This window comes from Microlunatus aurantiacus (genome assembly GCF_039536605.1).
Lineage (GTDB): Bacteria > Actinomycetota > Actinomycetes > Propionibacteriales > Propionibacteriaceae > Microlunatus > Microlunatus aurantiacus.
Map to the genome: position 1 here is coordinate 263918 of NZ_BAAAYX010000009.1, position 12496 is coordinate 276413.

General features: G+C 71.6%; 11 protein-coding genes. 1 reads left to right on the forward strand and 10 read right to left on the reverse strand.

Going from position 1 to position 12496, the window contains the following annotated elements; translation table 11 throughout:
• Positions 1 to 23: 23 nt before the first annotated feature.
• Together ABD714_RS12790 and ABD714_RS12795 are read right to left on the reverse strand one after the other, a co-directional pair.
• Positions 24 to 1580 carry a CYTH and CHAD domain-containing protein gene (locus ABD714_RS12790; protein WP_344812739.1) on the reverse strand — a complete coding sequence of 519 codons (1557 nt, stop codon included), beginning with the start codon at positions 1578 to 1580 and terminating at the stop codon, positions 24 to 26.
• Positions 1581 to 1803: 223 nt separating this feature from the next.
• Positions 1804 to 1950, reverse strand: coding sequence for a DLW-39 family protein (locus tag ABD714_RS12795; RefSeq protein ID WP_344812740.1), 147 nt, complete (start codon positions 1948 to 1950; stop codon positions 1804 to 1806).
• Positions 1951 to 2015: 65 nt separating this feature from the next.
• On the opposite strand from ABD714_RS12795, the gene ABD714_RS12800 reads away from it, so the two are divergent.
• Positions 2016 to 2615 (forward strand): hypothetical protein, encoded by a 600-nt coding sequence (locus tag ABD714_RS12800; RefSeq protein WP_344812741.1) that lies wholly within the window; start codon positions 2016 to 2018, stop codon positions 2613 to 2615.
• 88 nt (positions 2616 to 2703) lie between these two features.
• Here ABD714_RS12800 and ABD714_RS12805 read toward each other — a convergent pair whose 3' ends face one another.
• The 8 genes from ABD714_RS12805 to ABD714_RS12840 all read right to left on the reverse strand — a co-directional run bounded on the left by ABD714_RS12805 (position 2704) and on the right by ABD714_RS12840 (position 12494).
• Positions 2704 to 5643 (reverse strand): ATP-binding protein, encoded by a 2940-nt coding sequence (locus ABD714_RS12805; protein WP_344812742.1) that lies wholly within the window; start codon positions 5641 to 5643, stop codon positions 2704 to 2706.
• A gap of 75 nt (positions 5644 to 5718) precedes the next feature.
• Positions 5719 to 6039, reverse strand: coding sequence for a hypothetical protein (locus ABD714_RS12810; protein WP_344812743.1), 321 nt, complete (start codon positions 6037 to 6039; stop codon positions 5719 to 5721).
• Between the two features lie 151 nt (positions 6040 to 6190).
• The gene (locus ABD714_RS12815) at positions 6191 to 7369 is read right to left on the reverse strand and encodes a Gfo/Idh/MocA family protein (protein WP_344812744.1); all 1179 of its coding nucleotides are present in this window, start codon (positions 7367 to 7369) and stop codon (positions 6191 to 6193) included.
• On the reverse strand, positions 7369 to 8532 hold the full coding sequence (locus ABD714_RS12820; RefSeq protein ID WP_344812745.1) for a Gfo/Idh/MocA family protein: 1164 nt from the start codon (positions 8530 to 8532) through the stop codon (positions 7369 to 7371). Before ABD714_RS12820 ends, ABD714_RS12815 begins: the two co-directional genes overlap by 1 nt.
• Before the next feature lie 5 nt (positions 8533 to 8537).
• A complete protein-coding gene (locus ABD714_RS12825) occupies positions 8538 to 9347 on the reverse strand; it encodes a ThuA domain-containing protein (RefSeq protein WP_344812746.1) in 810 nt (269 codons plus the stop codon).
• Between the two features lie 47 nt (positions 9348 to 9394).
• Complete coding sequence (locus ABD714_RS12830; RefSeq protein ID WP_344812747.1) at positions 9395 to 10231, reverse strand: carbohydrate ABC transporter permease; 837 nt, start codon at positions 10229 to 10231, stop codon at positions 9395 to 9397.
• 8 nt (positions 10232 to 10239) lie between these two features.
• A complete protein-coding gene (locus ABD714_RS12835; RefSeq protein WP_344812748.1) occupies positions 10240 to 11199 on the reverse strand; it encodes a carbohydrate ABC transporter permease in 960 nt (319 codons plus the stop codon).
• 104 nt (positions 11200 to 11303) lie between these two features.
• Entirely contained in the window at positions 11304 to 12494 is a 1191-nt protein-coding gene (locus ABD714_RS12840; RefSeq protein ID WP_344812749.1) for a sugar ABC transporter substrate-binding protein, read from the reverse strand.
• Between the last annotated feature and the right edge of the window lie 2 nt (positions 12495 to 12496).

The window sequence follows — 12496 nt, forward strand, 5'->3', positions numbered from 1 at the left end:
CGGCACCTCCGTGGCCGAGCGGGTCATGTCGTCACCAACCGGTCGACGTGCTCGGCCGCCTGGCGTCCCAGGTACGTGTCGTGGTGGGCGGTCAGGGTCTCCCGGGCGGCGCGCTGTCGCGCCTCGAACTTGCCCGACAGCTCACCCATGGCCAGGATCGCGTTGGCGTCCACCCGGCCGGCGTCGACCATCTCCTGGGCGAACTGGCGCAGTGCGGCCGCCTGGACCTCACCGTCCTGGAACTCCCCGAGCAGGTCCTGCAGCTCCTTGAAGTCGGCGAGCACGTTGCGGTAGGCCTTCTTGTCGCACAACGGCTTGAAGACCTCCATCAGGTAGCGCATCTCCTTGCAGGCCTTGCGCAGGTCGTGCACCAGCTCCGACTCGGAGTCGGCGGTGATCTTGGCCGCCCGCTTCTGACACTTGCGGAAGACCGTACGGAGCCGCTCCGCGGCCAGCGCCGCCGCGGTCGTGTCGGCGTGCGACGGATGGGCGATGACCTCCGCCAGGGCGCTCCGCCAGCTGGTGACCAGGTCGGTGTAGCGCCTCGAACGCAGCCCCCGCGCGAGGGCGGAGGCTGCCTCGGCCCGCCGCTCCCGGACGTACGCGCCGAAGGACGTGAGGTCCTCGGGGTGGGTGACCGTGGCGGCCAGGACATCGAGCTCGAGCAGGTAGACGTCCAGGTCCCGGGTCGGGGTGGTGATGTCGCCCAGCCAGCGGAACTCCGGCGCCACCCGCTCGGCCAGCCCGGACGGCAGCACGTCGCCCAGCATCTTCAGCACCGACCGGGTGCGCCGGACCGCGACCCGGAAGTCGTGCAGGTACTCGGTGTCGATGTCGTCCACGATGCCGTCGACGGTCGCGTCGAGCTCGGCCAGGTAGCCGAGCAGCGCGTCGGCCACGGCGAAGTCCGCCGCCTGGTCGGGACGCATCCCGAAGCGTTGGCTGACCGCGGGTCGCAGCGCCGGCAGGTCCCGCACCGAGGCGAACCAGGACTGGTCGCTCGCCTGCAGGGGGGTGCGCTTGAGCAGGGCCTTGCGCACCTGCGCCGCCTCGGCCCGGTAGCCACGGAGCGTCTCGATGCCCACTCGGACCGGCAGGTCGACCGCTGTCGGCCTGGTCAGTCGGCCGGTGGTCCAGTGCACCCGGACGACCGTCTTGCCGTCGCCGTTGCGGATCGCGTACGTGACCGTCTCGGCCTCCGTGCTCGCGTACGGGATCAGCGCCCGGATCCACGAGGGCGGGCCGACCAGGGTGGCCACCTGACCGTCGGGCAGCTCGGTGGCCAGTCGTGGCCATGCTCCGGTGACCGGCTGCTCCAGCTGCTGCCCGGCGTGCACCGCGACCAGTCGGCGCTTGCGGGGCAGGTGGGCCAGGTCGATGCCGGCCTTGTGCAGGCGGCCGTCGACGGTGTCCAGGTGGGTGAGGACCTCGGTCCGGGTCACCTCCGCGATCACCGTGAAGCCCGGCTGCAACGCCTCGAGGAGGAGATCTTCGGGTCCCACCGGGGCCGGTGCGGCCCGACCGCCGTGGCCTGGAGCGAGCGTCAGGATCGGGGGGTCGAAGGTCACGTTCAGCGGCATGATGCGACGGAACGTACCAGCCGGAAATGAACGGTTCGCCGTTTCGACACCTGCACGTCACCCAACCGTTGTGTGCGGAAGGGGCTGATGCGCGGCGATCGTCGTTCGTGCCGACCTGCCGCTCACGGCGGCGCCGCTCACCCGCACCGCTGGGCGGGCGGACCCGGGCCCCGTCGGGGCAGGCGCGAGCGCGCCGTCGAGCCGGGGAGAGCCGAGCCGGGACTCAGCCGTCGTCGCCGTGCCGGACGACCGGGTCGGTCGCCTCGGCCCACAGCCGCGCGTCAGCCAGCTCCTGCTGGTTCCTCCGGTAGGCGGCATAGACCACGCCACCCGCCACGGCCCCGAGCGCCAGCACCCACGTCCACTTCACGCCGTCAGCCTAGCCCCGCCCGCGAGGTCCACGGCGCGGGGAGCCGTCCGGGCTACCGTTCCCCCATGACCCGACGGGTCGGACTGCTCCACGGCGCCGGTGCCGCGGCCACCGTGCTGCTGATGCTGCTCGCCGGCTGCGGACGGCCGCCCGCGGACCCGCTCCCGGAACGCTCCGACGGCTCCTCGACCGGGGCCGCCCCTTCGCCCACCGGGTCCGTCGCCGGGTCGGCGAGCCCCGACGAGGACGCGTCCTTCTCCTTCGACGACATCGCCAGCTACCAGGGCGGCGTGGAGGTCGAGATCGCGGGGACGGTGGGCCGTCGGGCCACCGTCGGGATGACCGGGGCGGAGTCCACCCGCGGCGAGATGGTGGTCGTCTCGGTGGTGCTGCGCAACCTGTCGAGCGTCGACCTGGACGCGTCGACGGTGCTGGTCACGGCCGCGTACGGCCCCGAGGACAAGGAGGCGCCACTGGTCACCGACCCGACCGGGACACTGACCGGCGGCTTCCTCGGCTCCCTCACCCCGGGGGCGGAGAACGCCATCGACCTCGGCTTCGCCGTCCCGTTCACCGCTCTCGGTCGGTTCCGGGTCACCGTCGATCTCGGCGACGACCGGTACGAGCCGGTCAGCTTCGTCGGGGCGGTCGAACGCGAGCAGTAGCCGGGCTCGGAGGTCCGGTCGAATGGCTCCCAGGTCAGGGGCGGGCCACCCAGGTCCAGGGCAGGCCACCCAGGTCAGCTCACCGAGGTCAGGCGGGTCGCCGCCGGGCCAGGGTCCCGTCGGTCTCGGACTCGTCCAGCAACCCGTCCCGGTACGCGATCGCCGCCGCCTCACCCCGGGCGCCGACGCCGAGCTTGGCCAAGATGTTGGACACGTGCACGCTGGCGGTCTTGGTGCTGATGAACAGCTGCGTGCCGATCTCGCCGTTGGTCCGACCGGCCGCGACCAGACGCAGCACCTCACGTTCCCGGGCGGTGAGCCCGGTCAACGCACCAGCCGTCCCACCGACGGCGGCGCCCTGGAGTCCGGCCCGGACACTCAGACCGGCCAGCCGGGACCGCAGTGGCGCGGCTCCGAGACGATCGGCGACCTCGATCGCGGCGGTCAGCACCGCCCGCGCCTCCCCTCGTTCCCGCCGGGCCACCAGGTGCTGGGCCAGCCGCTCACCCACGTAGGGGCGCAGGGAGGACGGCGTCTCGGTCGTGGTCGTCCGTTCCCAGACCTCCTGCCAGGCTTCTGCTGTGTCGGCGAGCTCGGCCTCGATCACCGGTGCCCAGATCTGCCGGGCTCGGACCGGGCGGGTGGCCCCGAGCAGCGACCGGACCCGGGCCACCCGGGGGCCGACGGCGGCGGGATCGCTCGACCCCGCCGTCCTCGCTGCCAACCAGAGCAACGGGTAGCAGTGGGCGAGGTGGTAGCGGTCCCAGTGCGCGAACGCGATCTCCAGGTCCGCCCACGCGCGGTCGACGTCGCCGGCGGCCAGCGCCAGCTCGACGTCCAGCCGGATCACCTGGCTCGCGTACTGCGGAGCCACCTGCGGGCCGCTGATCAGACCCCGGAACTCGGTCAGGATCATCTCCGCCTCCTCCGGGCGGCCGGTCATCAACCGCAGCCAGCACTGCAGCAGCCGGAGGTGCGCGCGGTGGTGGGCGGCCGGGTCGAGCTCGAGCGAGCGCTCGATGAGCTGGGACGCCCGGTCCCACTCCCCCAATGCGAGCAGCGGCTCGGCCGCGTTGCCCGCGAGCATCGCGCCGGTGGACCGCTCCAGCCCCAGATCGGCGGCCACCTCGACCCCGGCCATCGCCTGCTCGACCGCCTCGGCGTAGCGCCCGACCAGGTGCAGGGCGTCGGAGTAGTTGATGTGGAAGCGCAGCATCGCGCCGCGGCTCCCGCGGCCCAGCTCGCCGGCCCGCACCAGCTGCTCCAGCCCGGCGTCCTCGTCGCCCCGGATGACCAGGCAGACGCCGAGCGTGTTCCGGGCGTGCGACTCGGTGACCGGCGAGACCGACGCCACCGCCGCGGCCACCGCCTCCCTCGCCACCCGGGTCGCGTCGTCGCCGGCCAGGGTGGCGACCATGGCCAGCTGGTTGAGGACCTTGGCCCGGGCCTTGGGTTCGGCGTCGGCGGGGAGCAGGTCTGCCGCGGTCTGCAGGGCCTCCGCGGCGCCGGGGCGCATCAGGCTGGACAGTCGCTGACCGCGCTCGGTCCAGCGCCGGACACGGTCGGCCACCGGGGCGTCGTCCGGGGTCTCGGCCAGCGCCTGCTTGGTCAGGGCCAGCGAGCGCTCGATCTCCCCGGCGTCCCGGGCGGCCGCGGTCAGCGACCAGCGGAACGCCTTGTCCGCGTCGTGGGCCGCCGACCAGTGGTGGGCGATCTCGACCGAGGCCGTGCCCGGGGCGAGTGACGGCCTCTCCTCCAGCAGCGCGGCGAGCCGGGCGTGCAGCCGGGTGTGCCGCCCGGGGAGCATGTCCTCGTGGGCCACCTCGCGGAGCAGGGCGTGGCGGAACACGTAGCCGTCGTCGTCGACGACCAGCACCCCCGCGTCGACGGCTTCCCGCAGGTCGGTGTCGAGCTCGGCCGGCGTACGGTCACTGACCTGCTCCAGCAGGGCGTGCTCCACCCGGGGCCCGGCCACGGCAGCGACCTGCAGCGTCTCCTGCGCCCGGTCGGACAACCGCTGGATGCGGACGTTCAGGGCATCCCGCAGGGTGTCGGGCATGTCCACGCAGCCACGTGCGGTCGAGCTGGCCAGCTCGGTGACGAAGTAGGGCAGTCCCTCACTGCGTCGGTGCACCAGGTCGATGGCGACGGCACTCGGGGTGCGGCCGAGCAGCCGGGTCAGCAGCTCCGCCACCTCCGGTCGGGCGAGGCCGCCGATCTCCAGGCGGGTCACCCCGGCCAACCGGCCCACCTCGGCCAGGAACGGGCGGAGCGGGTGCCGCCGGTCCAGCTCGTCGGTCCGGTAGGTGGCGACCACCAGCACGGGGGCGTCGCTCAGCGCCCCGGTCAGGAAGCGCAGCAGGTGCCGGGTCGACTCGTCGGCCCAGTGCAGGTCCTCGATCACCACCACCAGCGCACCCGTCTGCGCCGCCGACTCCCACAGCCGGGCGACGGCCTCGAACAGCTGCAGCCGGAGGGCCTCCGGCTCGGCGGGCGGGGCGACCAGATCCGGGAGCAGGGCCCCGAGGCCGACCCGGCTGGCCCCGGCCCACTCGAGCACCTGGTCCCGGCCGTGGCGGACGATCAGCTCGCGGAGGGCGCCGACGATCGGTGCGTACGGCAGCCCGTCCCCGCCCAGCGGCACGCACTGCCCCCGGATCACCTGGGCGCCGGGATCGCGACCAGCCGCCGCCGGGCCGGCCGGGCTGCCGCTGAGGCCACCGACGAAGGCGTCGACCACTGTCGTCTTGCCCGAGCCGGCGTCGCCGCCCACCAGGGCGAGACGGCTCCCGTCTCGACCCACCTCGGAGAGCAGGTCCCGCAGCCGGTCCAGCTCCGCGCGCCGGCCGACCAGCCCGGGTGCGCCACCCGACGGCGCCGTGGCAGCAGGGCCGGGCGGCACGGTGGACGTGGGGCCGGGCGGCACAGTGGACGTGGGGCCGGGCGGCACGGTGGACGTGGGGCCGGCCGGGCGTGCTCCCGATCCCGGCGACGAGCCGGCCGACCGGGGATTCAGCTGCCTGACCACGGACCTCATCGTGCCACCGCCCGCCGACAGGGCCGAGGTGGTTTCGTCCGCCTCCGGACCGCTCACCGCCGCCGCTCAGCAGGACGTGTCGACGGCGCCGACGGGGCGACGGGCGACCGCGGGGCGACGGGCGGCAGTGGGGAACGTGACCGGCCCCACCGGGGGGGCGGTGGCCGACGCTGAGGGTGTCCGGGCCGGGGACCCGAGGGCCGGGGACCGGAACAGCCTCAGCCGTTCCCACCACCGGGGCCGCGAGCGGCCGGACCCGTCCGAGCGCGGACCGCGAGCAGGTCCGCCGTGTCGGGCCAGTCGCGCCAGCCGGTCCTGATCGGCTTCGTGCCGCAGCTCAGCCTGGTGCTGGCTGACCAGCAGCTCCGTCGCGTAGTGGTTGCTCATGACAGGCACCTCCGTAGATGATCCGACCTCTCCACGGTCCCGCTGAGGAGGTGCCCCAGACATCGTGCAGGTGCCGCATCTTCGCCGGTCCGGGCGTGCCCGCTCGCGTCTGAGGTAGCGCTCCGGCTACCTCAGACGCGCTCGGTGCAGCTCAGACCCCGGTCCAGGCGGAGGCGTCGCCGGCACTGGTCTCGACCGCGGCCAGCACCCGCTGGACCTGCAGCGCGTCGTCGAACGAGGGCGTGGGCTGGCGGTGCTCGGCGAGCGCGGTGACCAGGTCGACGACCTGATGGGTGAAGCCGTGCTCGTAGCCGATCCCGTGACCGGGTGGCCACCAGGCGGCTACGTAGGGGTGCTCCGGTTCGGTGACCAGGATCCGGCGGAAGCCCTGCTGACCGGCAGGATCGCGGCCGTCGAAGAACTGCAGCACGTTGTTGTCCTCGAAGTCGAAGGCCACCGAGCCGTCGGTGCCGTTGACCTCGACCCGGAACGCGTTCTTGTGGCCGAGGGCGAACCGGGACGCCTCGAACGAGCCGACGGCCCCGCCGTCGAAGCGAGCGGTGAACAGCGCGGCGTCGTCGACGGTCACCTCACCTCGCGGTGCGCCCTCGGAGGTGTCGCCGTGACCACCCAGCCCGGAGCGCTCCCCGGCCAGGGGCCGCGAGGTCACGAACGTCTCCAGCAGGGCCGAGACCCCGCTGATCGACTGTCCGGTGAGCCACTGCGTCGTGTCGATCAGGTGGGCGCCGATGTCGCCCAGGGCGCCGGACCCGGAGGCCGTCCTGTCCAGCCGCCAGGTCATCGGGGCGTCGGCGTCGTGCAGCCAGTCCTGCAGGTACTGCCCGCGGACGTGCCGGATCGTGCCGATCCGGCCCTCGTCGATCAGCTGCTTCGCGTACGCCAGAGCCGGCGTCCGCCGGTAGCTGTACCCGCACATGGCGAAGACGCCACGGGCCGCCGCCTCCCGGGCCGCGGCCGCCATCTCCTCGGCCTCCTCGACGGTGTTGGCCAACGGCTTCTCGCAGAGCACGTGCTTGCCGGACCGCAGCGCGGCGAGGGCGATCTCGGCGTGCAGGTTGCCGGGCGTGCAGATGTCGACCAGGTCGATGTCGTCCCGCTCGATCAGGGCCCGCCAGTCGGTCTCGGTGGCCGCGAAGCCGTACTGCTCGGCGGCGGCGGTCACCGCCTCCGCGTTCCGACCGGCGACCGCGGTCAGCTCGATCCGGCGGGGCAGGTCGAAGAACCGGGGAGCGTTGCGCCACCCCTGGGAGTGGGCCGCCCCCATGAAGGCGTACCCGATCATCCCGACCCGCAGCGTCTGCTCGCTCATCACACCTCTCCCGATCCGCTCGGCGACACGGTGGGAGCCGATCCGGCCCCAGGCAGGCCGACGACCTCCAGCACCGACGTCCACCCTGCCAGAACCTCGCGGACCCGTGGATCCCGCTCGGTCGCCAGGGCCCGCTCGTACGCGTCCAGGACCACCGTGGCCAGCTCGACCCGCTGCCCGGTCTCGGCGGACCGGACCGCCGCCTCGACCATGGCCACGCTGAGCACGTTGGTGTGCACCTCCCCGTTCGGGGTCACGTCCTCCCCCGCCGCCCGGGCCCGCAGGGTGGCGACGAACTCGGCCAGCGAACCGGCGATCTGCTCCGGCTCGTCGGGCAGCTCGGCCGGCAGCCGTACGCCGTCGTCGGTCTCCGCCACCGGGGCGTGGTCACCGTCCCAGGTGGCCGTGCCGCGGGCGGTGCCGAACCGCCAGTCGCCGTTCCAGGACGTCTCCACCCCGGGAGCGCACCAGCTGCCGTCGAAGGTGAAGGTCACCCCGTCACCGAGCTCGAAGACCACGGCAGCGGCGGCGTCGCCGGCGTACCAGCTCCAGGCGGGGTTGTAGGAGCGGCAGTACACCGACGTGGGCTCGGAGCCGATCAGCAGCCGGGCCAGGTCGAACTGGTGGATGGCCATGTCGATCAGCAGCGGGTAGGGCATCTCGTCCCGGAAGCCCCCGAAGTGGGGGGCTTTGAAGAACCGGCACGACGCCGACGCCACCGGACCCAGCGCGGCCAGCTGACCCCGCAGGGTGCCGACCGCCCGCCAGTAGCGCCGGGACTGCGACACCATCAGCAGCTGACCGGACAGCTCGGCGGCGGCCACCATCGACAGGCACTCGGCCACCGACTCGGCCAGCGGCTTCTCGCACAGCACCGGCAACCCGGCCGCCAGGGCGGCCGCGTTGACCGCGTGGTGCGCCTGCGGCACTGTCACGTTCACCACGGCGTCCGCGGCCACGCCGGCGTCGAGCAGCTCGGCCACCGAGCGGGCGATCGGCACAGCCGCGAAGCCCTGCTCGGCCGCGGCCATCGTCGCGGTCTCGGTGGACAGGTCCACCAACCCGACCAGCTCGACGTCGGGGTACGCGGCGATGGTGCCGAGCCAGGCCCGCCCCATGCCGCCAGCGCCGACCTGGACCAGCCTCAGCGGGGCGTCACTCATCCTCGTCACTGGTCGGCGGGGGCGTCGGCGCTGTGGTCCTCGATCGGGCCGGTGTAGCCACGGCCGTTGAAGAAGTCGTCGGTGTCGTAGCGCAGCAGGGTCGGCACCGCCCGCTCGGGCCGGTCGCTGGTGGCCCACTGCACGCCGTTGGCGATCACCTTGCGGACATCGCTGTGGTGGTAGACGGGGTAGTCCTGGTCACCGGGGGAGAAGAAGAAGATCTTGCCGTGACCGCGTCGGAAGGTGCAGCCGGAACGGAACACCTCGCCGCCGGTGAAGGAGGAGATGAAGACCAGCTCGTCCGGGGCCGGGATGTCGAAGAACTCGCCGTACATCTCCTGGGCGGGGATGATGATCGGGTTCGGCACCCCCTGGGCGATCGGGTGGGTGGGGTTCACCGTCCAGACCAGCTCGCGGTCCTGCTCGCTGCGCCAGCGCAGGGTGCAGGTGGTGCCCATCAGCTTGCCGAAGATCTTCGACCAGTGGCCCGAGTGCAGCACCAGCAGGCCCATCCCGGACAGCACGTGCTGGTGCACCCGCTCCACCACGTCGTCGGCCACCTCGCCGTGCGCGGCGTGTCCCCACCAGACGAGCACGTCGGTGCCGGCCAGGACCTCTTCGGTGAGTCCGTGCTCGGGCTCGTCCAGGGTGGTGGTGGTGACGCTCGCGCGGTCCCCGAGGTGTTCGCGGATCCCTTCGGCGATGGTGGTGTGCATGCCGTCGGGGTAGATCTCGCGGACGTGCGGCTCGATCTGCTCGTGGCGGTTCTCGCCCCAGACGAGGACGCGCAGGGTCGAGGTGTCGGTGCTGGTCATGAACGATCCTTCGGTGTCGGTGAGGTGGAAATCGGTGACGGAGATGACTACTTGACGGCTCCGCCGGTGGCCCCGGCGGCAATGTACTTCTGGGCGATGACCAGCAACACGATGGCCGGGATCGCCGACAGCGTGGCGGTGGCCATCACCGGCCCCCAGTTCTGCACCTGGGCCCCCAAGTAGGTGAAGATGCCGAGGGTGACGGGCCGGACGTCACCCTTGGTGGTCAGGGTCAGGGCGAAGATGAAGTCGCTCCAGGCGAACAGGAACGTGAACAGCCCGGCGGTGATCAACGAGTTGCGGGCGATCGGCACCACGATCGAGATGAACGACCGGAACAACCCGGCGCCGTCGACCCGAGCCGCCTCCACGATGGACGGCGGCACGCCGAGCATGAACGACCGCATGATCAAGATCGCGAACGGGACGGCGGCCGTGGAGTTGGCGAAGATCAGCCCGGGGATCGAGTTGAGCAGCCCCATGCTCTCGTACATGGAGTAGAGACCGTTGGCGATCACGATGCCGGGGATCATCTGGGTGATCAGGATGAGCAGCAGGGCCACCCCCACCCAGCCGAACCGGAACTGGGCGAGCGCGTACGCGCAGGGGGTCGCCACCAGCAGCGTGATCACCACCGTGCCGGACGCGATCAACAAGCTGGTCAGCAGGTTGCGACCTTGGTCCCGTAGCGCCACCTCGTAGCCGGCCAGGCTCGGGTTGGTGGGGATCAGGCTGGCGTTCAGGGTGTTGCCCGAGGCCTGGAAGGAGGCGTTCACCATCCAGTAGATCGGGAACAACATGATCACCAGCAGGACGATGGCGATGGCGGTGCGGACGTACCCGCGCCGTGCCGTCCTGGTCGAGATCTGGGTTTCCTTGGTCATGTCCGTCCTCACTCGTCGATCTGGCGGCGGGTGGACCGCAGGTAGATGACCGCGAACACCAGGGACAGCACGATCAAGATGTTGCTCAACGCCGCCCCCTGGCCGAACTTGAACTCCACGAACGACCGCTGGTACGACTGCAGCGCGATGGTCTGGGTGGCGTTCGCCGGCCCGCCCCCGGTCAGACCGAGGATGATGTCCAGCACCTTGAGGGTGTAGATGATGCCCAGCATCAGCACCACCCCGACCACTGCCCGCAGGTTCGGCCAGGTGATGTGCCAGAACGCCCGCCAGCCGGTGGCCCCGTCGAGGGCGCCGGCCTCGTACAGCTCCTCCGGGATGTCCTGCAGCCCGCTGTAGAGGAGCGTCAGGTTGAACGGGATGCCGATCCAGACGTTCACGATGATCACCGCGACCAGCGCGTACTCCGGCGAGCTCAGCCACGGGATCGGGGTGTCGATGAGCCCGATGCCCTGCAGGAAGCCGTTGAGGATGCCGGTGTCCTGGTCGAGGATGGACTTCCAGGTGGCGCTGGCCACGATCAGCGGGATCAGCCAGGGCAGCAGGAACAGCGCCCGCAGCACCCCGCTGAGCGGGAAGCTCTTGTGGAAGAACAGGGCCAGCAGCATGCCGATGACGAACTGGAAGGCGATCGAGGCGACGGTGAAGATCGCGGTGTTGGCCAGCGCCTTGGTGAAGATCGGGTCGGCCACCACCTGCGCGTAGTTCTCGAGCCCGACGAAGGGCGCCTTGCCGGTGAAGAAGGTCTTCAGGCTGTAGTCCTGGAAGGACATGGTCAGGTTCTTGACCACGGGGTAGCCGAACAGGGCGACCATCAGCAGCGCGGCCGGGACCACGAAAGCGATCTTGGCCAGCCGCTCCCCCTGTCGACCGCGGCGGCGGCGGAGTGGCGCGGGCTCGGGGGGTGCTGCTGACGCGGCGATCGTCGGTGCTTCGGTGCTCGACAACGAGGGCGTCCTTCCGTCGGGTTCGGTTCCCGAGCTGTCAGCCTCCGTGGTCGTCGGAGCGACCACGGAAGCTGACCAGCTCTGGGGTGCGGCGGCGATCGCGCCTACTGGGCTCCGGCCTTGGCCATCGCGTCGGCGGCGGGGGCCTGACCGGTCAGGGTCAGCTGCATGCCGGAGTAGATGATCTTGGCGGTGTCGGGCCACTTCTCCCCGAGCTTGCCGGTGCGGGAGCGGGCGGTCGCCACCTGGGTGGCGAAGGCGGCCATCTCCGGCACCTCGGCGGCGTACTTCTTGGCCAGCTCCAGGTTGGTCGGGATGACCGAGCGGTCCTTGGCGAATTGCATGGCCACGTCGTCGGAGTTGAGGCACTTGACGAACTCGGCCGCCTTGGCCTGCTTGGCGTCGTCACCGGTGACCGGGACGGTCCAGGCCTCGCCGCCCAGCGGAGCGACCGACGCCTGGCCCTCCTTGTTCACCGGGAAGGTCGCGGTGCCCCAGTTGAGGTCCTTCTCCTGCGACAGGCTCGGGATGTTCCAGGGCCCGTTCAGCATCATGGCGGCCCGGCCGGCCTTGAACTGGTCGGCCACGTCACCCTGGCCCCAGGTGACCACGCTCTTGGAGGCGGCGCCGCTGTCGACCAGGTCCTTCCACAGCTGCAGCGCCTCGGCCACCTCGGGGGTCTTCAGGTTGGTCTCGTCGCCGCCGTTGGTCCACATGGCCGGCAGGAACTGCCAGGCACCCTCGTAGTCGGCGGTGCCGTCGAAGGCGAAGCCGTACTGCTTGCCCTGGGTCAGCTTCTTGGCGCTGTCCTTGAGCTCGGCCCAGGTCGTGGGCGGCTCGATACCGGCCTTGGCCAGGATGTCCTTGTTGTAGAAGATCGCGATCGTGTTGGTGACCGGCTGGGCACCGTAGAGCTCGCCGTCGTAGGTGGCGGCCTGGACGACCCCTTCTTGGATGCCGTCACCGGTGATGCCGTAGGTGCCCAGCGGGGCCAACGCCCCGGTGGCCGCGATCTGCTGGATGTCGGGGTTGTCCAGCATCAGCACGTCGGGCAGCGTCTTGGAGGACGCCTGCTGCAGCACCTTGGCGATCAGCGTGTCACCCGGGACGACCTCGCGGTCGATGGTGATCCCCAGCTGCTTGGCGCAGGTGTCGAGGCCCTTCTGCACCAGCAGCTTGTCGGGGTCGTTGTTGTAGTAGTCGAGGATCGACAGGCTGGTGACCTGCTCGGTCGAGCCCGGATCGGTGCCCGTGTCCGACCCGCCACCGCCGCACGCGGTGAGAGTCAGCGGCAGCG